19 protein-coding genes and 1 pseudogene are annotated in these 22,791 nt (G+C 40.1%); 7 read left to right on the top strand and 13 right to left on the bottom strand.

Translation table 11 applies throughout. The annotated features are described in order from the left end of the window. Positions 1 to 14: 14 nt before the first annotated feature. Both AC6H44_RS10585 and AC6H44_RS10580 read right to left on the bottom strand, forming a co-directional pair. Positions 15 to 626, bottom strand: coding sequence for a rhomboid family intramembrane serine protease (locus AC6H44_RS10585; protein ID WP_500735396.1), 612 nt, complete (start codon positions 624 to 626; stop codon positions 15 to 17). 111 nt (positions 627 to 737) lie between these two features. After that, positions 738 to 1,421, bottom strand: a complete 684-nt coding sequence (locus AC6H44_RS10580) for a type 1 glutamine amidotransferase domain-containing protein (RefSeq protein ID WP_500735395.1) — start codon at positions 1,419 to 1,421, stop codon at positions 738 to 740. Between the two features lie 156 nt (positions 1,422 to 1,577). Between AC6H44_RS10580 and AC6H44_RS10575 the strand changes: the two genes are divergently transcribed. Further along, complete coding sequence (locus tag AC6H44_RS10575) at positions 1,578 to 2,489, top strand: LysR family transcriptional regulator (RefSeq protein WP_500735394.1); 912 nt, start codon at positions 1,578 to 1,580, stop codon at positions 2,487 to 2,489. On the opposite strand, the gene AC6H44_RS10570 is transcribed toward AC6H44_RS10575, so the two are convergent. From AC6H44_RS10570 to AC6H44_RS10560, 3 genes are all read right to left on the bottom strand, one after another. Next, the gene (locus tag AC6H44_RS10570) at positions 2,486 to 3,787 is read right to left on the bottom strand and encodes a glycerophosphodiester phosphodiesterase family protein (protein WP_500735393.1); all 1,302 of its coding nucleotides are present in this window, start codon (positions 3,785 to 3,787) and stop codon (positions 2,486 to 2,488) included. The two genes, AC6H44_RS10575 and AC6H44_RS10570, sit on opposite strands and share 4 nt — an antisense overlap. A 69-nt stretch (positions 3,788 to 3,856) precedes the next feature. Continuing rightward, positions 3,857 to 4,702: a DMT family transporter gene (locus AC6H44_RS10565; protein WP_500735392.1), complete on the bottom strand. Its 846-nt coding sequence runs from the start codon at positions 4,700 to 4,702 to the stop codon at positions 3,857 to 3,859. A 101-nt stretch (positions 4,703 to 4,803) separates the two neighbouring features. Then, positions 4,804 to 6,939 carry a M3 family metallopeptidase gene (locus AC6H44_RS10560; RefSeq protein ID WP_500735391.1) on the bottom strand — a complete coding sequence of 712 codons (2,136 nt, stop codon included), beginning with the start codon at positions 6,937 to 6,939 and terminating at the stop codon, positions 4,804 to 4,806. Between the two features lie 184 nt (positions 6,940 to 7,123). On the opposite strand from AC6H44_RS10560, the pseudogene AC6H44_RS10555 reads away from it, so the two are divergent. The 5 genes and pseudogenes from AC6H44_RS10555 to yegD all read left to right on the top strand — a co-directional run. After that, positions 7,124 to 7,396: pseudogene (locus tag AC6H44_RS10555) on the top strand (mechanosensitive ion channel domain-containing protein); the annotation flags it as partial. Positions 7,397 to 7,803: 407 nt separating this feature from the next. Beyond that, positions 7,804 to 10,077 (top strand): TonB-dependent receptor, encoded by a 2,274-nt coding sequence (locus AC6H44_RS10550; RefSeq protein ID WP_500735390.1) that lies wholly within the window; start codon positions 7,804 to 7,806, stop codon positions 10,075 to 10,077. Positions 10,078 to 10,186: 109 nt separating this feature from the next. Continuing rightward, positions 10,187 to 10,486: a hypothetical protein gene (locus AC6H44_RS10545; RefSeq protein ID WP_500735389.1), complete on the top strand. Its 300-nt coding sequence runs from the start codon at positions 10,187 to 10,189 to the stop codon at positions 10,484 to 10,486. A 169-nt stretch (positions 10,487 to 10,655) separates the two neighbouring features. Beyond that, positions 10,656 to 11,492: a DNA ligase gene (locus tag AC6H44_RS10540; protein WP_500735388.1), complete on the top strand. Its 837-nt coding sequence runs from the start codon at positions 10,656 to 10,658 to the stop codon at positions 11,490 to 11,492. Positions 11,493 to 11,576: 84 nt separating this feature from the next. Continuing rightward, positions 11,577 to 12,941 (top strand): molecular chaperone, encoded by a 1,365-nt coding sequence (yegD, locus tag AC6H44_RS10535; RefSeq protein WP_500735387.1) that lies wholly within the window; start codon positions 11,577 to 11,579, stop codon positions 12,939 to 12,941. A gap of 8 nt (positions 12,942 to 12,949) precedes the next feature. On the opposite strand, the gene AC6H44_RS10530 is transcribed toward yegD, so the two are convergent. The 3 genes from AC6H44_RS10530 to AC6H44_RS10520 are packed head-to-tail and all read right to left on the bottom strand — an operon-like array spanning position 12,950 to position 15,260. Then, entirely contained in the window at positions 12,950 to 13,414 is a 465-nt protein-coding gene (locus tag AC6H44_RS10530) for a methylglyoxal synthase (protein WP_500735386.1), read from the bottom strand. A 17-nt stretch (positions 13,415 to 13,431) separates the two neighbouring features. Beyond that, entirely contained in the window at positions 13,432 to 14,064 is a 633-nt protein-coding gene (locus tag AC6H44_RS10525) for a LysE family translocator (RefSeq protein WP_500735385.1), read from the bottom strand. Next, a complete protein-coding gene (locus AC6H44_RS10520; protein WP_500735384.1) occupies positions 14,061 to 15,260 on the bottom strand; it encodes a multidrug effflux MFS transporter in 1,200 nt (399 codons plus the stop codon). Before AC6H44_RS10520 ends, AC6H44_RS10525 begins: the two co-directional genes overlap by 4 nt. 181 nt (positions 15,261 to 15,441) lie before the next feature. Here AC6H44_RS10520 and AC6H44_RS10515 point away from each other — a divergent pair, with 181 nt between their 5' ends. Beyond that, a complete protein-coding gene (locus AC6H44_RS10515) occupies positions 15,442 to 15,915 on the top strand; it encodes a hotdog fold domain-containing protein (RefSeq protein ID WP_500735383.1) in 474 nt (157 codons plus the stop codon). Between the two features lie 56 nt (positions 15,916 to 15,971). Here AC6H44_RS10515 and AC6H44_RS10510 read toward each other — a convergent pair whose 3' ends face one another. The 5 genes from AC6H44_RS10510 to AC6H44_RS10490 form a co-directional block, all read right to left on the bottom strand. After that, positions 15,972 to 16,457, bottom strand: a complete 486-nt coding sequence (locus tag AC6H44_RS10510) for a bactofilin family protein (protein ID WP_500735382.1) — start codon at positions 16,455 to 16,457, stop codon at positions 15,972 to 15,974. Continuing rightward, positions 16,447 to 17,610: a peptidoglycan DD-metalloendopeptidase family protein gene (locus AC6H44_RS10505; protein WP_500735381.1), complete on the bottom strand. Its 1,164-nt coding sequence runs from the start codon at positions 17,608 to 17,610 to the stop codon at positions 16,447 to 16,449. The genes AC6H44_RS10510 and AC6H44_RS10505 overlap by 11 nt, the downstream gene beginning before the upstream one ends. A 143-nt stretch (positions 17,611 to 17,753) precedes the next feature. Continuing rightward, positions 17,754 to 19,067 (bottom strand): fumarylacetoacetase, encoded by a 1,314-nt coding sequence (gene fahA / locus AC6H44_RS10500; protein WP_500735380.1) that lies wholly within the window; start codon positions 19,065 to 19,067, stop codon positions 17,754 to 17,756. A gap of 207 nt (positions 19,068 to 19,274) precedes the next feature. After that, complete coding sequence (gene hppD, locus AC6H44_RS10495; protein WP_500735379.1) at positions 19,275 to 20,321, bottom strand: 4-hydroxyphenylpyruvate dioxygenase; 1,047 nt, start codon at positions 20,319 to 20,321, stop codon at positions 19,275 to 19,277. Between the two features lie 502 nt (positions 20,322 to 20,823). After that, complete coding sequence (locus AC6H44_RS10490) at positions 20,824 to 22,323, bottom strand: peptide MFS transporter (RefSeq protein WP_500735378.1); 1,500 nt, start codon at positions 22,321 to 22,323, stop codon at positions 20,824 to 20,826. Positions 22,324 to 22,791: the final 468 nt, after the last annotated feature.

Raw genomic sequence — 22,791 nt, 5'->3', positions numbered from 1 at the left:
ACCTCTGTTTTTATTTAAACGCGTGTTTTAGTTGTTGCTTGCTGATCTTTTAATTTATCCGTTTTTGCTAATTTGTATCCTAAAAACAATCCACTTAATGCGCCAAATAAGTGGCTCTCAAATGAGATATGAAAACGCTGCGGTAATACGCCCCAGATAAAGCCACTGTATAAAAAGGCAACGATAACGGCAATAAAAATAGATTTAAATGAACGCCTTACAATGCCATAACTTAAAATAAAGCCCCATAAGCCATAAATAACGCCACTTAAGCCAACATGAATATTACTGCGGGCAAACACCCACACCAGTAATCCACCTACTAAAGCGGTAAATACAAATACGCTATAAAAGCGCTGTACGCTGTATTGGCAAATCAGCCAGCTTAAAACAATAAAGGGCAGCATATTACTGGCAAAATGCCACCAGCTGCCATGTAAAAACGGGGCACAAAGAATACCAACCAGCCCTTGAATACTGCGCGGATAAATACCCAAACCATTTAAATTAATGCCCGGTAGGCTATTAATAAGTTGCAACACAAAACAAATAGTAACAATGCTTATGATAGCAAAACGGGTACTACTGAGTAACGATAAAGTGGATGATTTGTTTGATGATGGCATACGGTGCCCTTATTAATGTTAACAGTGGCCAGTATAGGAATTGTGGTGGGTAATGAAAAGTAAATTAAAAAGCACAGCCATTAAACTGTGCTTTTTACTAATTAATCATAATTAACCAAGTTTGGTAATTAGTTTTTTAGCGGCCAACTCTGAACTTGCTGGGTTTTGACCGGTGATCACTAGGCCGTCTTCAAGCGCAAGTACACCCCAGTCGTCAGTTTTTTGATAATCGCCCCCTTTTTTAATGAGCTCGTCTTCAACTAAAAAGGGAACAATGTCAGTAAGTTGTACAGCAGCTTCTTCGCTGTTAGTAAAGCCGGTTACTTTTTTACCGGCAACTAATGCATTGCCATCGGCGTCTTTAACATTTAAAAATACCGCACTGGCATGACATACCGCGGCCACTGGTTTTTGTAGTTTTACAAAATCTTCAATCAACGAGATTGAATTCGTGTTATCCACTAAATCCCATAATGGGCCGTGGCCACCTGGGTAAAATACCGCATCAAAATCAGACGCATTCACTTCACTCAGTGCTTTTGTGTTTGCCATTAATGCTTGCGCTGCACTGTCGTTGTCGTAACGCTTGGTGGCATCAGTTTGAAAATCAGCCAGTGTACTGGTTGGATCGATTGGTGGTTGGCCACCGTTTGGTGAAGCCAATGTTACTTCAATACCTGCATCAACAAATGCGTAATAAGGGGCGGCAAATTCTTCTACCCAAAAACCGGTTTTTTCACCTGTGTTACCAAGCTCTGCGTGTGATGTAAGCACCATTAGTATTTTTTTAGCCATGTAAGGTATTCCTTGTGATAATTTAAATTAATTAATCTTGCTTGATAAACACTATATGCGTTAACACGCCTTTAAACAACGATGATAAATTTAACTTAATTGATTTAATAATTGATACAATAAACGAGTTGAAATCAAAACCGCACTGGAGCGCCCATGAAAGTCTCGTTTGAACAATTAAAAAGTATGGTGGTATTTGCGCAAATTGTAGAGCAGGGAAGCTTAACCGCAGCCGCAAAGCAGCTAGGTTTTACACGAGCGGTAGCGAGTTACCATTTAAAAAAGTTAGAAACACAGCTTGAGATCACTTTGCTTAATCGATCAACTCGTACCATGACACTAACCGAAGCGGGTATGGCTTACTATGAACGTTGCCGCGTTATTACCGAGCAGGCTAATGCCGCCAATCAGCAAATAGAAAATATAAAAAGTGAACCTCAAGGGTTATTAAAAATAAGTTGTCCAGTCAATGTGGGGATGCAATTAATTGTACCTGCAATTAATAACTTTAAGCGCCAGTACCCTAAAATTGATATAGATTTACAGCTCACTGACGATGTAGTGGATATTATTAAACACGGCTTTGATTTTGCAATAAGAGGGGTTGCTCTGCGTGATTCGAACTTACAAGCCACCAAGCTTACGACTATGAGTACCTGTATTTGTGGCGCACCGGATTATTTTGCGCATTTTGGTAGGCCTAATAAGCCCGATGAATTAGCACAACATCAGTGGGTGGTATATCAATTAGGCAGTAAAACGCTGACTTTACAAAAAGAAGGTAAAAAATATGCTATTACAATGCAAGGGTCGCTAAGTACCAATAATGCTGCTGCACGTACTGCGTTTGTGGAGGCTGGGCATGGCATAGGACGCGTTCCTCTTTACGATGCTTGGCCAAAAGTACAAGCAGGTTTACTGCAAATTATACTCGATGATTATAAAAGCAAAGACATTGAGCTGTTTGGTGTGTTCCCGCCAGGAGCGGCGGGTTCTAAAAAATTGCGCTTGTTTATGGATTATTTAAAAGCATATTTTGTAAAACAACACACTATGCTAAAAATTTAAATACTTGCAGGCATGTTATTACAGCTGGCATAGTAGCTAACGGTGGCTGGCCAATCAGAAAATATACCCATTACTCCCACTTCTTGTGCTAAAACATCAACCACAGTGAACATGTCGCCATCGTTATTTATAACATCATTAATAGACTGATAATACCAACCACCGCCTTCATCTAGAGGACCTGAGCGTTCAAGACTCCATGCAATAATATTAAGCCCTGCGGCTTTAGCGTCAATAGCATACTGAGACGGTACTATATTACTGTTGTTATCTATAGCCAATAGCATCCAAAGTGGTGGCGCAATAATTTTAACGCCACCGGTAGCTAGCTCTTCCATACTTGGCTGCCATGTTGCTGCGTTGTTTGGATCAAATCCTGCATTGCTGTCGCGCCCATCTAAATACACACTTTGTGCTGCAAATGCGGGATTGGTATTGATCCAGTACTTAACGTCATCTAAATTAAACGACTGTGGAAAAACACGTTCAGCGGGTACGTCCATTTGCGAATATTCATCGAGCATTTTTTGCGCGTATTGTGCTTGAGTCATACCATTAAAAGGCATGCTCACTTGTGGCGATTTAAGCTCTGGCGTCATTTTTACGCCTAGCTGTTTAAATAGCGCAATACTTTGTTTATGGGTCATGAGTGTACCGCTACTTGCGTATAAATCAGTGGGCCAACTTGGTGTTCCTTTCATGTAGTCGCTGATATTGGTTGCGCTGGTGTTCGCACCATCCATTTTGCCCTCAAGGGTTAAAAATTCAGCCAAACTAATATCACTAGTACAGCATTTAGCTGAAGCTGGCGTGCCGCGATTGAAGTTTGCTGGAGTAAATGGCTCACTGCATTTAGCAGCCAATGAGGGTATGGCTAAAATATTGGTGGTGGTGTGCAAGTCGCACTGAGAATGGCGACATACTAGCTCTTTATCATTGGTAAAGGTTACGTCGCACTCAACAATACCCGCACCCATTCGAGCAGCTGCTATGTAAGATTCTTTGGTGTGCTCAGGATATTGCATGGGGGCACCGCGATGACCAATTGAAAAATCAGTACGGTAAAAGGGGCCGTTTTTGCACGACTCTAGGTTTGTTTTTAGTGCGCTGTTAGCCATATCGTCAACTAGGTAGTCTGGTCGAGTACCTAATTGAATAGTAGCGTCTTGGGTTGCATCAACTGTTTCAGTGTTTGTGTTGGTTGCGAGCACTTTTTTATCGACTAGTTTAACATCACCATTGCAACCAGTGAGTGTGGTTATTAATAGGTAGCTTGCCAGTAAAAGGAAATGTTTCATTATTTATCCATAAATATAAAATTAAACGCCACCTTACTCATTTTTAATGACAATTTCACTACAAAGGCATTATCTGTGTTTTTTTAACATCATTTGGTTGACGACTAATGCCAATAGCATAATGGCAGCACCAGTGGTTAATCTGATTATGTCGGCATCTTTATTCCAAATAAGCACGTTAACAATAATGCCCGCTGGTATCAGCAGGTTGTTCATAACCGCGAGTGCCCCCACATTAACCAGTGTTGCGCCTTTATTCCACATAAAATAACCCAAACCAGAGGCCACAATACCTAAGTAAATAAGTATACCCCACTGAGTTAAGTTGCTGGGTAATTTACCCGTATTGCCAAACAGTGCAAAGCAGGCACTTGCTACAATGAGTGCACCGACAAAAAACCAGCCAAATACGGTTTTATCATCAAGTTGTTGATTAACCATTAAACGCTTGTAGGTTACTTGCCCTGCAGCAAAACTAATATTAGCGCCTTGTACCAGTAATAATCCGGTTAAGAAGCTACTATCTAAGTTTTCATAACGAATGGTAATAGCACCTAACACGGCAATAAAAGCGACGATAAAAAACTGTGGGTTAAACTGTTTATTCAGCGCATCGTTTAATAGGGTAATGTAAAGTGGCGTCATCACTGTAAATAGCAATACTTCTGGTACGCTTAAAAATAAAAATGAGTGATAATAAAAGCCATACATAATGCCTAATTGTAGCGCGCCTATTAGCATCAGTTTCCCCGCAAGCAGGGTGGGGGTTTTCTTTAAAAAAGGCAAAAACACCAAGGTTGCTAAGGCAACACGAATTAACACACTAAACCACGCATCAACTTGGCCTGCGAGGTACACACCAATTAAACTAAACGAAAAAGCCCACACTAAGGTTACTGCAAATAAATAGCGCATAATCATTATTTTTTAAAATTAATCGGCTAAGTCTATCTGTAATAAAGTAAGGTATAAACAATAAAAGCCCGCAAGCGGGCTTTTATATTAGTTGCTCTTAATTAGTCAACTAAACCACGGCGCTTAAGCAGTGCATCAGTGGTTGGTTTTTGGCCTCTAAATTCAATGTAACTTTGCATTAAATCACGGCTATTACCTTTTGATAGGATTTCTTTACGGAACTTATCGCCATTTTCACGCGTTAAGCCACCGTTGTTTTCCATGTGCGCAAAGGCATCAGCGGCAAACACTTCAGTCCACAGGTAAGCGTAGTAACCTGCTGAGTAACCACCTGCAAAGGTATGACTAAAGTAGTTTGATTTGTAACGTGGCGGTACAGGATAGTAATCAATACCGTGTGCTTTTAGTGCATCAGTTTCAAATTGCTGTACATCGGCTACTTTTTTATCAGAGCCAAATGAATGCCATTCCATATCCAAAAGTGCTGCGGCTAAATATTCAGTAGTACCAAAACCTTGATTGAACTTTTGCGACTCAAGTACTTTATCAAGTAATGCTTGCGGAATTGGCTCGCCTGTTTTGTAATGTTTAGCGTAGTTAGCAAGTACTGTCGGTTCAATCATCCAGTCTTCGTGTGCTTGTGATGGAAATTCAACAAAGTCACGTGCTGTTGCCGTACCCGCAAGGCTTGGGTATTTAACATCCGAGAATAAACCGTGCGCCGCATGACCAAATTCGTGGAACATAGTCGATACTTCGTCAAAGGTCATTAATGTTGGCTCGCCCTCTGCCGGCTTTGGAATGTTTTGCGCATTGTATATAACAGGTTTAGTGCCTTTTAAGCCGCTTTGGCTTACGTATGCACTCATCCATGCACCCCCACGTTTGCCTTCGCGTGCATAGGGGTCCATGTAAAATAAACCAATGGCGCTGCCATCGGCATTGAACACTTCATAGGCAGTGACATCTTCATGGTATACAGGCAAGTCTTTACGCTCTTTAAATGTAATACCGTAAAGTTTTTCCATAGCGAAAAATAAACCGTTATGAATAACCGATTGCATTTCAAAGTAAGGCTTTACTAAGGCTGGATCTAGGTCGTACTTTTCAGCGCGTACTTTTTCTGCGTAGAAAGACCAATCCCATGGTTTAAGTTCAAAGCTCTCGCCCGAATCGTTAATCACTTTTTGAATCGCTTGTGCCTCTGCCTTTGCTTTTTCAACCGCTTTAGGTGCTAAGTCATCTAAAATGCCGTACACGTTATCAGTCGTTTGCGCCATACGCGAAGTCATTACATAAGAAGCCCAATCTTTAAAGCCTAATAGTTCTGCTTTTTGTGCGCGCAAGTTAGTTTCTTTAATAATAATAGGGCCGTTTGTTTTAGCGGCACGCTTGGTTGATGCTTTAAAAATTTGCTCACGTAATTCGCGATTTTCAAGGCTTGCTAAAATTGGCTGTTGCGTGGTGTTCACTAGGGTGATCATATAGCCATCTTTACCGGCTTTTTCAGCAGCGGCTGCAAGGCCCGCAATGTCACCTTCAGATAAACCAGCAAGTTTGCTTTTATCTGTTACTAAAATCACGTCTTCTTTAAACGACTTTAATACGTTTTGAGAAAACGCCGTTGATAGCTTTGCAAGTTCAGCGTTAATTTCACGCATTTTTGCTTTTTGTGCATCGTTTAATTTAGCACCGGCTTTTACAAATTGTTTGTAATAAAAATCTACTAGGCGTTGATCTTCAGCACTTAACTTATCTTTGGTGTCGTATATTGTTTGTACACGCTCAAATAACGCGCCATTTAAGTAAATGTCATCAGAGTGAGCCGAGAAAACCGGCGCCATTTTTTTATCAATGCGCTGATATTCATTGTTAGAAATGAGACCTGATAAGTTGTAGAAAGCTGCTGATGCACGATTTAATAACTCACCAGCAAGTTCCATTGCCACTAAGGTGTTTTCAAAAGTCGCCGGTTCTGGGTTGTTGGCAATCGTTAGTATTTCAGCATTATGCTGTGCAATACCGGCATCAAATGCGGCTTCGTATTCAGTGGTGCCAAACTTATCAAATTCAGGGGCCATATATTGTAATGGGCTTGGTTTGAACAAGACATTGCTTGCGTTGATATCTTGCACTTGTGCAGCGCTTTGTTGTTTTGTGTTTTGGGTGCTTTCAGATGAGCAGGCAGATAGTAATAAGGCACTAGCAATTGTAGTGGCGATCAATGTTTTACGCATAATAACTCCATAAAATAGTAGCCGAAATAGGCTTTTTGAGTCGAAAACCCCGTTAACTTAGCAAATTCTGACGTATATACAACAACGTTTATTGGTTTAAAGTGAGTGCAACTTTAATTAACGCTATTTTTTGATATTAAAATCAGCGCAAGAAAATGACTTGAGAGCATTTTACTGAATGTTTTATTTTATTCTCAGTATCGCGATTTTACTTTTTACTTCGCTTGAGGTGCTTAATATTCCACTAACAGCGTTTGCATTTGTTTCGGGTGCCATTGCCATTGGCGTTGGTTTTGGTGCTCAAAATATTATCAATAACTTTATTAGTGGTTGGATCTTAATGTGGGAGCGGCCAATTCGTATTGGCGATTTTTTAGAAGTAGGAACTGCAAAAGGGGTGGTTGAAACCATTAATACTCGCTCAACCCGTATTCGTAGAAACGATGGTGTTCATATTGATGGTGAAATTGCTTTAACGCGCACTGTGCTCAAAAAGTAGTGCCTAAGATCTTTGTACCTTAACTGAACATACTGTGCAGGCTTTATCTTTTTTACTGCCACCATGAAAGGACATATGTCCGCATTTGTGGGTTTTTGTTGCTAAAAGTACACTAAAAGTATTGATAGTGTGGTTAAGTGTTAAAAATAAGTTTAATTTTTTAGTGCTCAGTATGCGCTAAATAAATGACAGCATGGTATAATCTTGCCCATTCAGTCAGCCTTATTTATGCCGTTTTTGTACTCTCGGTAATGAGGTCCGCGCCGCATAGAGCAAGTCGCGAAAAATTGACTGGATCCGTAATTATTTAATTGCGCAACACATCAACCGTTGAACAAGAGTGCACTAAAAAGGTTAACCCCGACATGAAAGCAATGAAAAGATCTACGTTAGCAACCCTTATCAATGCAACGTTGTTCTCTGCCGTAGCTGGTACTGCAATTTCAGCTGTAGCCGCTGAGCAAGAAACAGCCGCTAAAAAGAATCAACTAGAAGTGATTAACGTTACTGCTCGTAAACGAGTAGAAAATGCTCAAGAAGTCCCTGTTGCTGTTTCAGCCCTGCAAGGCGATAGCTTAGATGCTTACAGCGCGGCGGGTATGGATATTCGCTTTATGAATGCGAAAATCCCAAGTTTGTCTATTGAATCTTCATTTGGTCGTTCATTCCCGCGCTTTTACGTTCGTGGTTTAGGTAACACCGATTTCGATTTGAATGCGTCACAGCCTGTGTCATTGGTGGTTGATGAAATTGTACAAGAAAATGCCATTTTAAAAGGTTTCCCTGTATTTGACGTAGCCCGCGTTGAAGTATTACGTGGTCCACAAGGTACGTTATTTGGTCGTAATACGCCTGCAGGCTTAGTTAAATTTGATACCGTTAAACCAAGTCAAGAATTTGAAGGTTATGGCTCTGTATCTTACGGAAGCCGTGGTGCGGTTGATTTTGAAGGCGCTGTTGGTGGTTCATTAACAGACCGTTTATCAACGCGTGTTTCAGTACTTTGGCAAGATAAAGATGATTACATTGATAATCGCGCGCCAGGGTTTGAGCAAAAAGATGCCTTAGGTGGTTACACTGAGCAAGCCGCACGTATTCAGTTTTTATATGAAGGCAACGATTTCACTGGACTGTTTAACTACCATGTGCGTGATTTAGACGGTTCTCCAATTGCGTTTCGTGCCAATGCTATCAAGCCAGGCACTAATGAGCTAGTTGATAATTTTGAAAATGACGTGGTGTATCACGATGCCGCATCTCGCGCAACGCAACAAGTAGAATCACAAGGTGCAAGCCTTAAACTTGAGTGGGAATTAGCTGAGCATACAGTGACTTCAATTTCTGGTTGGGAAAGTGCAGAGATTTATTCTCGTGCAGATATTGATGGTGGCTACGGTGCGTCATATATTCCTGACTACATGGGCCCAGGCTTCATTCCTTTCTCTTCAGAAAGTGCTGATGGTATTCCAGACCAAGACCAATACACGCAAGAGTTACGTTTATCAAGCAACTTTGCCGGTGATGTAAACTACCAAGTCGGTGTTTTTTACTTTGACGAAGCACTGACCATTGAAAATTATAGCTACGATACTTTTTCAGCACCTGCTGGTGCGTTAAATGGTTATGTTCTGCAGCAGCAAGATACTAAAGCATGGGCTGTGTTTGGCTCAGTTGATTACACCATTACTGATGATTTAAAAGTAACAGCAGGTTTGCGTTACTCTGACGATGAGAAAAAATTCTCAGCAGATCGTACATTTGGCCCATTACCAGGTGAGCCAGGTGCTCCATTATTTATTGAGCAAAATGTAAGTGATGATCACGTAAGCTGGGATTTATCGGCTAATTACAAAATTAACGATGACGTAAACTGGTATGGCCGTATTGCTAACAGTTTCCGCGCACCAAGTATTCAGGGCCGTATCTTATTTGGTAGTGAAGTAACAGTTGCTGATTCAGAGACAGTTACCTCGTATGAAACGGGTATTAAATCTGACGTATTAGATGGCCAAGGTCGTGTAAATGCCACTATTTTTTACTACACTATGGACGACCAACAGTTAACGGCTGTAGGTGGTGGTGCTAACTTTAACCGCTTACTAAATGCAGATAAAACCACAGGCTACGGTTTCGAAATTGACTCTGAGTGGGTGTTAACGGACGAACTAAATGCCACCTTTAATTTAAGTTACAATAAAACAGAGCTAAAAGATAAAGACTTAGCCGTTGCTGTGTGTGCTCAGTGTACAGTTACGGACACAATTAACAGCAGTGGCCAAGCAATTTTAGACGGTAATAGCTTACCGCATGCACCAGAGTGGATCTCTAACATCACGCTTCGTTACACCAAAGAGTTAGCTGATGGCGAGTTTTTCACTTACGCGGATGTGTCTTATCGCAGTGAAATTGACTTTTTCTTATACGAATCAGTTGAATTTGAAGGAAAGCCTTTAACAGAAGTTGGTTTACGTGCCGGTTACGCATGGGCACAAGGCGACTACGAATATGAAGTATCTGCGTTTGTTCGTAATATGTTCGATGAACAACAAGCAATTGGCGCCGTTGATTTTAATAACAACACAGCAATGGTTAACGAAGAGCGTTACATTGGTGCTGAATTTAAAGTTAACTTTTTCTAATTTAGCTTTAAAATTGTAATGATTGTTAAAAGCCTGCCTAGCGTAGGCTTTTTCATTTTTGTAGAGCTGCTAAATTAGCGCTCAAACGTTTATTTAAAGAGAGCAAGTAATGGCTGGATTTTGGAATTACCGGGTGATTTTTTGTGAAGCAACTAAAGATGAAGTGGCGCAATATCAAATACACGAAGTGGAATATAATTTAAATGGTAAAGTAACTAACTGGTCAGAAACCGGTGCAGCGCCATTTGGCACTACCTTAGATGAGCTAAAAGATGATGCAGAGCGTTTAAAAACGGCATTTGAAAAGCCGGTACTTAAAGTGATGCGCAAAGCACGTGGTTACGAGTTAGTTGATATCGATACCGGTGAAGACGCTTACGCTGAGCCACCAGCAGGGTTGACTGAGTAACACAAATTAATCAAAGGTGCCTAAGCACCTTTTTTATTATTTAGCGTATGGAGCAATTTAGCAGCCCGACTTCAGTAAAACCTATAAATACAGTAACTATAAAACTTTTGGCACTGACTTAAATTTCAACTATAGTTTAAACTATATTTATATTTGCAAGGATGCAGTAATGATGAACATTAAAGCCTCTTTATTTATTGTGTTAATGCTTTTTAGTGTTAGCCTATTTGCGCAATTGCCAGCAGTGCAACTGGCCCATGTTTACGATGAAATAAAGCACAACGACATTCGCCAGTATTTAGTGAGTGAAAAATTTGATGGGGTTAGAGCAATCTGGACAGGGAAACAGTTTGTTACCCGCCAAGGCAACCCGATTAATCCTCCAAAATGGTTTACAGCTCCTCTACCGGATGTTTGGTTAGACGGTGAGTTATGGACCAAACGGGGTGAATTTTCTGTTCTCAGTGGTATTGTCAGAACAAAAATACCCAATGATAAGGATTGGCAAACCGTTACTTATCAAGTATTTGATATGCCTGATGAAAACACGCCTTTTTACCGTCGTTATCAAGATTACCTGTCACTCATTACAACGTTAAATAGCCCACATATTAAAGCGGTTAAACAATATCAATTTAGCGACAATCAGCAGCTCAGTGTTTACTTTAATAAAATTACCAAGCAAGGCGGGGAGGGCGTTATGCTTCATTTAGCAGACGCTAAGCATACGAGTGGCCGCTCTAGTGCATTGTTAAAACTTAAGCCTTATTTGGATGATGAAGCGTTAGTGATTGAACATTTACCAGGTAAAGGTAAATACACAGGTATGCTTGGGGCATTGAGGGTACAAACTAAGCAAGGCGTTATGTTTTCTATTGGTACTGGCTTTAGTGATGAAGAGCGAAAGCATCCGCCAGCCATCGGCTCAACAGTCACTTTTCGATATCACGGGTATACTAAAAATGGCTTACCGCGTTTTGCTAGCTTTTTACGGGAAAGACCCTAAAAACACTAACTAAAGGCAATTCAGTATATATTTTTTGGCAATTATGCTAAATTGCGCGGCCTTTTTGGTAATGTTTGGTGATCTATGTTTGTTGGTTTTGATTATGGTAGTTCTAATTGTGCTATGGGTGTTTTAAGCGATGAACGTGTTCAGCTTGTACCACTAGAGCTAGGTAAACATTACCTCCCTTCAACATTATATACCCACCACAGTGCCTTAGTTGTAGACTTTGTAGCGCAGCACTTGCAAGGTACAGCTCATGAGCACGCGTATAGAGCTGATCGCCAAGCGCTACTCAATACCCTTCCTCGGATTAAATCTGATCTAGACCTACAAGCTGGCGACGACACTTTATTTATTGGTCGAGAAGCTATTAGTGAATATGTGCAATTTCCTGAAGAAGGTTATTTTGTAAAATCGCCTAAATCATTTTTTGGTGCTATTGGCTTAAAGCAAGGGCAAATCAACTTTTTTGAAGACATTGCCACAGCAATGATTTTAAAAATAAAACAACGGGCTGAATTAGCATTAGGGTATACGCTGAGCCAAACTGTTATTGGTCGTCCAGTGAATTTTCAAGCAGTGGGTGGTGAGCAGTCAAACCAACAAGCCGTGGGCATTTTAGAACGTGCAGCAAACCGAGCAGGTTTTAAAGATGTTGAATTTTTATATGAACCACTTGCGGCTGGGATTGATTATGAAAGTGATTTAACGCAAGACCAAAAAGTGCTGGTAATTGACATTGGTGGTGGTACCAGTGACTGCTCATTTGTACAAATGGGCCCCAGCTTTAGAAATAATCAGCAACGAGAGGCTGACTTTTTAGCACATAGCGGAAAACGAGTAGGGGGCAATGATTTAGATATTGCTCTGAGCTACCATGGTTTAATGCCATTACTTGGCTTAGGCAGTACGTTTAAATCGGGTTTACCGCTACCTAATCAAGCATTTTGGCAAGCCTGTAAAATTAACGATGTGAATTTACAAAGCCAGTTTTATAGTGCCCAGCACTATCGTGAACTCAGTGCGCAATTACGTGATGTCAGCGCTCCTGAGCTTTATAAACGGCTTATTCGCTTACAGCAAAATAAGCAAGGTCACCAACTAGTGCAACAAGCTGAAGCGGCTAAAATAGCATTAACAGCAGCAAATAGTTTTAACTGCGATTTAGCTTTTTTAGATAACTCATTAAGCAAAGATATTTCAGTCGCTGATTTAGCACTTGCTGTTAACGATAGCATTAGCCAAATAGTAACGTTAGCTAAACAGGCCATTACAGATGCCAATACCACTGCCGATGTTATTTATTTAACCGGGGGCAGTGCACAGTCACCATTAATTAAAGCAGCGTTAAGTGAACATTTAGGCAATATCAAAATGGTGAACGGTGATCACTTTGGCAGTGTAACCGCTGGCCTTACTAAATGGGCCAGCCTGCTTTATAAATAAAAGTACAATTAAAGCTCTATTTGTCGGGTTGCGAGGTATTTCTCGTAATCTGGCAATGTTCGCTCAAGCTCTATATCCATTAATGGTGAGCTAAGCAGCATATCGGCACTCACTTCATTACAGGCCACCGGAATATTCCACACAGCGGCTAAGCGAAGCAGAGCTTTAACATCGGGGTCGTGAGGTTGCGAGGCTAACGGGTCCCAAAAAAAGACTAATACATGTATTTCATGCTCCGCTATTTTTGCCCCGAGTTGTTGATCGCCGCCCATAGGGCCACTTAATAATTGAATAACATCAAGCCCTGTTGTTTTCTCAATTAAATGCCCAGTAGTCCCTGTGCCATACAAAGTATGTTTACTTAAAATGGCTTTATGTTTTTCACACCAGAGTTTTAGCGCTGCTTTTTTACCGTCATGTGCAACAAGGGCTATGTTCTTTTTAGCCGGAAGTGATTGTGTTTTCTGATCCATGCTGATTCTTTTTTTAGTTAGAGTAATAGATTAATAGCCAGAGCGATAAATACAATGCCTGTTAATCTATCGATCCAAATTTGGCTATTCGGGTAGTTTCTGAAAAATTGCGCTATTTTATCGCCGAAATAAATATACGTGCAGTCAATCGGAAAAGCAAAAATTGGGTAAAGCAGGCCAAAAAAAGCCAGCTGAAAAGTCGCCGAAGATAAGCTAGGGTCAACAAACTGTGGAATAAATGCAATAAAAAACAAAGCCACTTTTGGGTTTAGCACTTCGGTGATCATAGCTTGAAACATAACATTTTTCTTTTTGCTGGTGGTTACATGCGGTTTGTCGCTTTGCTCACAAGGTGGTGGCATAAATGTGCCCTTAAGCATCATAAATCCTAAGTAACACAAATAGGCAGCACCTGCATATTGTACGCTGGCATAAGCTGTTTCAGAGGCTTTTAACAGTGCACTTAAACCCACAACCGCAAAAAATGTATGTACTACGCCACCTAAAGCAAATCCGAAAGCACTTTGCATGCCTGCTTTTCGCCCATTTGCAAAAGTTTGCGCCATTAAAAACGCGTTAGATGGCCCAGGCGCGACGGCCATTAAAAAGCTGGCGAGTAAAAATGAAAGTAAAAAGTCAGGATTGATCATTGCGAACTCTTTGAGGCCGAAGAAGAGAATGTTGGATTGCGTAGCAATAAGAATAAAAAAGGAATGAGTAACAAAAAGTGAGAGGCGATTAATATAGGGGTGCTCAAAGGTAGCAGCTGAGTAATAAAAACCAATAAGCTAGCGCCACTCATTTGCATAGCCCCAAGAAGCGCAGAAGCCGTACCTGCTTGTTTTGGAAATAAACTTAAAGCACGCCCAGCAGCGCAGCCTAGCGTTAAAGCAAAGCCAAATGCAGCAATAAACATAGGGAACATTAATGCCAATGGCGTTTTATATTTGCTTAATAACAGCATAACTAAGCCAGCACTTACTAATACTGTAAGGCCTATTTTTAATGCTCTTTTAGGTTGGCGCTTAATATAAATAGGCATAATAAAGCTCGCAATAATACTCAGTACGGCATTAAATGAAAACCAAAAAGTAAAATCGGCAACGCTGCCACCTAGCTTAGTAATGATCCAGCCGGGTGCCAATGTTACAAACACTAATATAGCTGACATAGTGACCATGCATAATAAACTATTAAACAAAAATAACGGGGTAGAAATAATAGGAATAAAGCGTCGTAAATCTAAAATATTGCCTTGGTAAACGCTATCCGCTGGTCGTGTTTCTTTAAATAAAAAAAGTGTGAGAACAAACCCTACTAATGCAAAACCAGTTAAAAATAAAAAGTTCATTTGCCAACCAAACTGTACGGTTAACCAAGCACCTAAAATGGGCGCTAATGCAGGAATAAAGCAAACAATCCCATTGAGGTAAGTAATAATTTGGCCACTGCGCTCACTACCAAACTTATCTCTTACGATTGCAAAGGCAACAACAAAAGTAGCACATGCGCCTAACCCTTGAATTGCACGCGCAAGCATTAATACCAAAAAGCTAGGCGCGTAATAGGCACCTAATGCTGCTAGCCCAAATAAGGTTATACCAGATAAAGCGACAGGTTTTCGTCCAAAGCGATCGGCGAGTGGACCTGCAATTAATTGCCCCAAACCAACAGTAAGCATAAAGATTGCAACTGTTTGTTGTACTTGCTTTTCACTCACTGAGAATTGTGCTGCAATAGTGGGAAAGGCAGGTAAATAGATATCAATGCCCATAGGACAAAAAATGACAAGTAACGCTAAGATAAGTAATAGGGTCAAGTTTGGTTTAGCGGGCTGTGTATGCATCAGATCTCCTTTTATCGGTATTTTAAGTGGCGACTGATGAAAAAGAAAGGGCTTATGACCGATGCATTTGCCGAATTAATTATTTTTTACTTGGTGATAATAATTTTTGTTGAAGTATCATACTTTTTAAAGCTGATCCGATGTGTTAGTTTGCTTTTAAGCAAAGACAATGGAAATAATAATGAGTGACGAGTCTGCATTGATAAAAACATGGCATAAATTCAAAAAGTGGCCGTTTGGTAACTGGCTCTTTAGTAAAGCCGTGTGTTTTAAGGCGCCTTATTTTGGCTCTATGAAACCGACTATTTTAGATTTAAAAGCAGGGCACTGTAGTGCGGTTGTTAAAAATACCCGCCGTGTACATAACCATATTGGGACAATTCATGCGATTGCTCAATGTAATTTGGCTGAACTGTGCGCAGGTGTCATGGTGGATGCGACGGTACCCTATAAAACCCACCGTTGGATACCTAAGGGAATGACAGTACAATATTTAGCTAAGGTAGATACAGACGTTACCGCTATTGCTGAGATTGAATTGCCTCATCAATGGATGGATAAAGAAGATTTAGTGGTACCGGTTAAACTTTACAACACCCGTAATGAACTGGTGTTTATTGCTTATATAACTATGTACATCACACAGAAGAAGTGACGGTAGGGATTGAAAATTAATTGATGGTTTAGCTAACTAAACCATTTTTGATTTAATCACTTACTTTTGGTTGTAGGTTGTTTGTTTACAAATGAAAGTCCGCTGTCTTTATCATCCACAATCACTTTTACATCGTTTACCGGCTTTGAATTATCTTTAACATGTTCAATAACTTCTTTTTCAAAGCGTTGCTTTAAACTGCCTTCAATGATTGCACCCGCCTCTATGCTAAGAGTGTCATGATATATATCACCAAGTACATGCGCATTATTTTCGATTTTTACTTCGCCTGCATTTAAAGAGCCAATAATTTTACCTTTAACAACAACATGGCTGGCTTTAACAACCCCTTCAACAACACCAGAGGTGCCAATAACCAAATGCTCAGCTTTAATATCACCATCAATACGCCCATCGAGCTGCACCTCACCTTGGCTAACTAAAGAGCCGGTTATACGAACATCATTAGAGATAATTGAAGGTGTATGACTCACGCGTTTTAGGGATGAGTCCGATTTTAGTTGTTTATTTTTACCAAACACGAGAAAGCGCCTTTGTTATTTTTAGTGGATTGACATGCTTGTCATCTATTAATACTTCATAGTGTAAATGAGTACTTGTGCTTCTTCCGGTACTGCCCATTAAACCAATGACATCGTGCTTTGTGACAACTTGACCTTTTTTAACATTAATTTTGTTTAAATGACCAAACCGCGTAACCACGCCATTTTTATGCGCTAACTCTATAAAATTACCATACCCTCCATTGCGTCCCGCTCGACGAACCGTACCATCGGCAGGGGCAAAAATTTCTGTTTTATGCCACCCAGCTAAATCGATACCTTTATGAAAGGCGCGCCTTTTATTCATTGGATCTTTTCGAAGCCCAAAGTCACTGGAAATATAATATTTTGCAGCAGGTAAAGGCAGGGTATTTGGTAGGGCTATTAAAAAGCTCTCTAGCTGATTTAATAACAAAAGTTTGTCTGCAATGGCTAAAAAGCTACTGGGGATTTTACTCTCATCGAGTATATCTAGCGGGCCACCTTGCGCCGTTGCTTGAGTGGCTAAAGCGAGATGCTGAGCAAGTGCGTTTTCAAGGCCTGTTTCTTGCAATGTTTTTAATATAGCGTCGTGGCGTTGATTAATTTGTTCAGCTAATAAGCTAAAATTAATGTCGTACTGCTGATTTAGTAACGTATAGCGCTGCTCAAAACTGACTGCATTATTTTGGGTGTGCTTATTTTGAGATTTATCTTCTTCGAGAGGCTCATGAAATTCGCTCTCGCTTTCATTAATAGGGGACGATTCAAGCTCACCCTCTAATTTTATTGTTTCTTTGCTGATTGAGGCAGGGAGCGATTCAATCATACCTTGTAATAAAGCTTGTTTTTGTTCAAGTTCAGCTAATTGCTCTTGTTGTAATGCGTAACGCGCTTGCTGCTGTGTTACTTTTTGTTGCCATTGCACTTGCTTGTCGAGCTGAGTTTGTTCGATATGAGATATTTGGTGTGTTTGCATATACACGCGAATACTAGAAACACTCATCCATGCAATCGCGATGACAATAATAGCGAGGACAAAAACTTGTAACCAAGGCGCCAAAAAAACATGCTTTACTTCACCATTTTGGCGAACAAGCAGCTGGCGAGCTGGGAAGTTTTTATGAAAAAAAGATTTTATAAATACAGGCATGTCACATAATTACTGGCTATTAACCGTTTTAAGATAGCAATTTGCACTAAAAAAGCCAGAAAAAAATTGTAACTTTGGCTTAATTAATAAAAAAGGGCGGCATATTTAGCAACCCTTTTGTTATTTGCTTATTGATTTTACAATTACTTAGCTGGCAATACAGTGCTCTCTACAGAGCCAAAGCCAATGCGTGCAAAACCTTCTTTTTCACACCAGCCACGCATGATAACGTTATCGCCGTCTTCTAAAAAGCTACGTTGTTCGCCGTTGCTTAGGGTGATTTTCTCTTTACCACCTCGAGAAAGCTCAAGTAATGAACCTGCTTCTTCATGCGTTGGGCCCGACTGCGTTCCAGAGCCCAGCATATCACCAGGTAAAAAGTTACAGCCGTTAACTGTATGGTGAGTAACCATTTGCGCGACGGTCCAGTATGAATGTCTAAAGCTAGATTTAGACACTTGTGTTGGGTTGTAGCCTTCATCACGCATTTTCTGCGTTTGAATTTTAACATCCATTTGAATATCAAATGCGCCTTGGTCACGGTTAGCCGCTGATTCTAAGTATTCTAGTGGCTGCGGATCATTTTCATCACGTGTCCAGCTTGTTCTGTATGGTGCAAGTGCTTCGGTGGTTACGATCCATGGTGATACCGTTGAGGCAAAGTTTTTTGCTAAGAATGGCCCCAGTGGTTGGTATTCCCATGCTTGTAAATCACGTGCTGACCAATCATTAAAAACACAAAAGCCAAACACATGTTTTTCAGCATTTTCAATTGCGATAGCATCGCCCAGCTGATTGCCTTTACCTAAGTAAATACCCAGTTCAAGCTCGTAATCAAGGCGTTTACATGGACCAAATGAAGGCACTTCTGCATCTGGCGCTTTAGTTTGCCCTTTAGGGCGATGGAACTGCTGACCAGACACCCCAATCGATGACGAACGACCATGGTAACCAATCGGTACCCATTTATAATTTGGCAGCAGTGGGTTATCAGGGCGGAATAAACTCCCTACGGCCGTGGCATGATAAATTGATGTGTAAAAGTCAGTGTAATCACCAATATGACAAGGTAATGCAAATTCAATCTCGCTTTGGGTAATTAGCGCCTGCTCGAGTTGCTCTTGGTGCTCAGAACCTGCACGTAATGCTTTTGAGAGCGCCAGACGAAGCGCTGACCAATATTGCTCACCCAGTCCCATAAACTCATTTAAGGTTGACTTGCTTGCAGCAGCAATGGCTACTTGGGCATCGCCACTAAAAATAGCAAGTTCATTTACTTTTGCTAAATCAATAACCTGATCGCCAATGGCAACCGCACCTCGAAATGTTTCATTCGTATTTTTGCGGCGTACTTCTGCAAAAGGGAGATTTTGAATAGGGAAGTCACAGTGTGCATCATTTGCTGATGCTACCCAGCTGGTTAGATTTATATCATGGGTTTCGTTAATTAAACTCATTACATTTCCTTTGGTTTTGTTGGTCGCGCTTAGTATAAATATCAAATTATTAAATAAGAATATAGCACCAGTGAATTTGATGTATCACCTTGCTATATGGTGATGAAAAGCGCGATTTAAACATTAAGAGGGATATAACCCCTCTCAATTGTGATTAAACGACAAAAAGCAGCGAAATACGCTGCTTTTTAAAGTTACTTCATTTGCTTATAAAACGCCGCGACGTTCTTGATCTCGTTCGATTGATTCGAATAGCGCCTGGAAGTTACCTTCACCAAAGCCACCATCGTCAACACGTTGAATCATTTCAATAAAGATAGGGCCAAATAGGTTCTTAGAGAAAATTTGCAGTAAGTAGCAATTTTCGCTTTGACTATCGACCAGAATTTGATGCTCACGAATTTTTTCTTTGTCTTCTTTAACCCATGGCACACGGTCAAAAATAGTGTCGTAGTACTCAGGAATAATGTCCAAAGTGGCAATAGTTGATTTATCAAGCTTGTCTAGTGAGCTTACTAAGTCATCAGTTAAAAAGGCTAAATGCTGTACACCTGGGCCATTGTATTCACCTAGGTATTCATCAATTTGGTTATTATCGTTACCTTTACCTTCATTAATTGGAATAGAAAAAGTACCACATGGAGACTTAAGTGCGTACGAGATCAAGGCTGTTTTTTGACCTTTAATATCAAAATAACGTACTTCCGTGAAACCAAACACGTCTTTATAAAAGTTAGCCCATGTTTCCATCGTGCCTTTATAAACGTTATTGGTTAAGTGGTCGATACGTAAAAAGCCTTTATCAGCCACTGTATTTTGCTGCGCTAAATCTTCAAAGTCATTTGCGTAGATAGAGCCTTTATCGCCAAATTGCTCAATAAAGTAAATTAAGCTGTCGCCAATACCGTAAATAGCAGGGTAAGGTAAGTCTTTATTTGCTGCATCGGTGGCAGGCTTTGCACCACGTTCAACCGCGGTTTCAAACGCCGCTTGAGCATTCTCTACACGCCAACCCATAGAACAAATTGCTGGGCCGTGGTTTTTTGCAAATTCAGCTGAAAAACCATCGCGTTCATTATTTAGTAAAAAATGAATATCGTTTTGGTTGTAATAAACAATGTCTTTACCTTTGAATTTTTTTAGTTTTGAAAAACCAAAATCGGTAAACACTTTATCCATGTAATCGGCATTCGGTGTTGCGTACTCGGTAAATTCAATACCAACCAAACCTAAAGGGTTATTTACTTCACTCATTATCATTACTCCCGCAATTAAGCACTCGCAATTAAGCACTGCGATTATTTGTTATCGTATTACGTACATCATTAACCAGTTTGGTGTTTTGGGGAAGAGGGTGTTGTTATTTAGTAAATAGCAGGTGTGTAAATCTTACGAGACGGTTAGCAAAGTATATTGTTTATTTACATGCGAGCAGATGAAAATAAACACTAGACTGGTAGGTGATTGTCTAATATTTATAATTAAGCACTTGATTATAAATGCTTTAAATTATTTTATTCATATGTTTTTCTAGTTTTTTTGTGCTAAAAAAAGTGCCGTTTTTGTATTTTATTATTTACACTTTAACTGGGTGTCGTTACCCGCGATATTACAAAAATAATGAGTAGCGATGGGTTACTGCTATAAACTGCTGGATTTAAAGGCTATGTGATTTAATGTATCGGCCATAAAAATACCCCCTGCGGTCAACTACAGAGGGTATTTAATGCGATCAAGCATTACTGATTAACTTCAATTATTGAGCCGACGGCGTTTGCTCTAATCCTTGTTTTTCCCATACTTTAGCTTTGAAACTCATCAAGACTAAAATGATACCTACACCAATACTAAATAATGCAATTTGTAGATAAAGGTTAGGAATATCTTCAACATTGTTAGGATCAAAGTTACCCGCTAGTAATCCTGAGATTACGTTACCGATTGAGTAGGTTAGTACAAATACCCCCATCATCTGACCCGTATAGCGACGAGGCGATAACTTACTTACAGCACTTAATGCAACTGGACTTAAACACAGCTCACCCACGGTATGTAAGAAATAGGTAGTAACAAGCCAATAAGGCGCTACTTTTAAGCCCTCAGCGGCGTAATGTGCCGCCATAAACATCACTAAAAAGCCTGAAGCCATAATAACGAGGCCCAACGCACATTTTACGCTGTATGTAGGCGATACCATTTTCTTTGATAAATTAATCCAAAGGGCAGCAAAAAATGGCGATAGGGCAATAATGAATAACGAATTTAAAGATTGAAACCAAGTCGTTGGAATTTCAAACGTACCAACAAGGCGGTCTGTGTAGTCGCGAGCAAATAAATTTAATGAAGAACCTGCTTGCTCAAAGCCAGACCAAAAACAGGCTGAGGCAACGCATACTAAAAATAGCGCCCACATTCTTTGTTTTTCAGCATCGGTTAGTTTGCCTTTGAAGTAAATTAAACCAAAGTAGATGAAAAAGATAACAGTAAATATAACAGCGGTGTACCCAGCAACTATAGTAGGGTTAATTACAATCGCCCCCGTCATAGCAGCAGCGGTAACACTGGCAGCAATAATTATAAACGCAGCGATACCCATCCATGCACGAGATGTGCCTTTAGGACCAAGCGGGTTAGCAGGTAATGCACTGTGTTCGGGTAAGTTATTAAGTGTACGTTTGTATTGGATTAAACCAATAGCCATACCTACCGCTGCAGCACCAAATGCCCAGTGCCAACCAACGTTTTCCATAAAGTAACCACAGACGTAGTAACCAATTAAAGAACCTAAGTTAATACCCATATAATAAATAGCATAACCGCCATCACGGCGTTCATCTTCATCGGTATAAAGTTGACCAACCATGGCGCTAATATTAGGTTTAAGTAAGCCTGTACCTATTGCTACAAAAATTAAACCAGTAAAAAATGAATATTCATGGGGGACGGCTAAAATTATATGGCCACACATGATAATGATACCGCCATACCATACGGCTTTTTGACCACCAAATAACCTATCTGCAAGCCAACCACCAGGCAGGCCTAAAAAGTAAACAGCCCCTGTGTATAAACCATAAATTGCAGCAGCAGAAGCAACGGTAAATCCTAGGCCTTCCTGTTGTAAACTTGCTGTCATAAATAATACGAGCATTGCTCGCATGCCGTAGTAACTCATTCGTTCCCACATTTCTGTGAAAAACAGGGTTGAAAGTCCTTTAGGATGGCCAAACCAGCCACTGTCAGAATTTGAACTCATATTTACTTCCTAATTCATTATTGTTTTGATGACCTTGTGGTTTTTGATTTAGCTAATTTTTTACTTCTAAGAAGTATAATAGATGCTCGATCATCAGTGTTTTTATGCAGCTAAGGTAATGGTTTGCTAAACGAAGCTATACGTTTAGGTAAGCGTCACACCCTTATCCTAGTCACAATTGCGCCTAAGTATACATAGACCTTTGTACGAGGGGAAGCGTTGAGCGCGCTATCATACATCCGTTATGTAATTGTTAAATACCCGCATATTAAATGATGTTTGTCGCGGTAAATACTTAAATTATTCAAAAAAGGTATTTAACATCATAATTAACATTACCAGTGGCAAGTTAGTTTTATTATGTGTCGGATTGTTCTAAAAACTAAATACAAGTCTTTTTACCAGATGTTATAGGTACCAAGTTATTAAAAATATTCTTCGTCCAAATTTCTTTACAATAAGCTATGC

It is taken from the genome of Pseudoalteromonas sp. TAP-3C (assembly GCF_059888565.1).
This window is presented reverse-complemented; position numbering and strand designations above follow the sequence as displayed.

What these genes read in the sequence shown, in the direction of transcription:
- AC6H44_RS10490 (WP_500735378.1), bottom strand. Translation starts at nt 22,323, where the DNA reads ATGAGTTCAAATTCTGACAGTGGCTGGTTTGGCCATCCTAAAGGACTT.
- AC6H44_RS10575 (WP_500735394.1), top strand. Translation starts at nt 1,578, where the DNA reads ATGAAAGTCTCGTTTGAACAATTAAAAAGTATGGTGGTATTTGCGCAA.
- AC6H44_RS10585 (WP_500735396.1), bottom strand. Translation starts at nt 626, where the DNA reads ATGCCATCATCAAACAAATCATCCACTTTATCGTTACTCAGTAGTACC.
- AC6H44_RS10520 (WP_500735384.1), bottom strand. Translation starts at nt 15,260, where the DNA reads ATGCATACACAGCCCGCTAAACCAAACTTGACCCTATTACTTATCTTA.
- AC6H44_RS10505 (WP_500735381.1), bottom strand. Translation starts at nt 17,610, where the DNA reads ATGCCTGTATTTATAAAATCTTTTTTTCATAAAAACTTCCCAGCTCGC.
- AC6H44_RS10540 (WP_500735388.1), top strand. Translation starts at nt 10,656, where the DNA reads ATGATGAACATTAAAGCCTCTTTATTTATTGTGTTAATGCTTTTTAGT.
- AC6H44_RS10515 (WP_500735383.1), top strand. Translation starts at nt 15,442, where the DNA reads ATGAGTGACGAGTCTGCATTGATAAAAACATGGCATAAATTCAAAAAG.
- yegD (WP_500735387.1), top strand. Translation starts at nt 11,577, where the DNA reads ATGTTTGTTGGTTTTGATTATGGTAGTTCTAATTGTGCTATGGGTGTT.
- AC6H44_RS10525 (WP_500735385.1), bottom strand. Translation starts at nt 14,064, where the DNA reads ATGATCAATCCTGACTTTTTACTTTCATTTTTACTCGCCAGCTTTTTA.
- AC6H44_RS10550 (WP_500735390.1), top strand. Translation starts at nt 7,804, where the DNA reads ATGAAAGCAATGAAAAGATCTACGTTAGCAACCCTTATCAATGCAACG.
- AC6H44_RS10530 (WP_500735386.1), bottom strand. Translation starts at nt 13,414, where the DNA reads ATGGATCAGAAAACACAATCACTTCCGGCTAAAAAGAACATAGCCCTT.
- AC6H44_RS10565 (WP_500735392.1), bottom strand. Translation starts at nt 4,702, where the DNA reads ATGCGCTATTTATTTGCAGTAACCTTAGTGTGGGCTTTTTCGTTTAGT.
- AC6H44_RS10560 (WP_500735391.1), bottom strand. Translation starts at nt 6,939, where the DNA reads ATGCGTAAAACATTGATCGCCACTACAATTGCTAGTGCCTTATTACTA.
- AC6H44_RS10580 (WP_500735395.1), bottom strand. Translation starts at nt 1,421, where the DNA reads ATGGCTAAAAAAATACTAATGGTGCTTACATCACACGCAGAGCTTGGT.
- AC6H44_RS10545 (WP_500735389.1), top strand. Translation starts at nt 10,187, where the DNA reads ATGGCTGGATTTTGGAATTACCGGGTGATTTTTTGTGAAGCAACTAAA.
- hppD (WP_500735379.1), bottom strand. Translation starts at nt 20,321, where the DNA reads ATGAGTGAAGTAAATAACCCTTTAGGTTTGGTTGGTATTGAATTTACC.
- fahA (WP_500735380.1), bottom strand. Translation starts at nt 19,067, where the DNA reads ATGAGTTTAATTAACGAAACCCATGATATAAATCTAACCAGCTGGGTA.
- AC6H44_RS10570 (WP_500735393.1), bottom strand. Translation starts at nt 3,787, where the DNA reads ATGAAACATTTCCTTTTACTGGCAAGCTACCTATTAATAACCACACTC.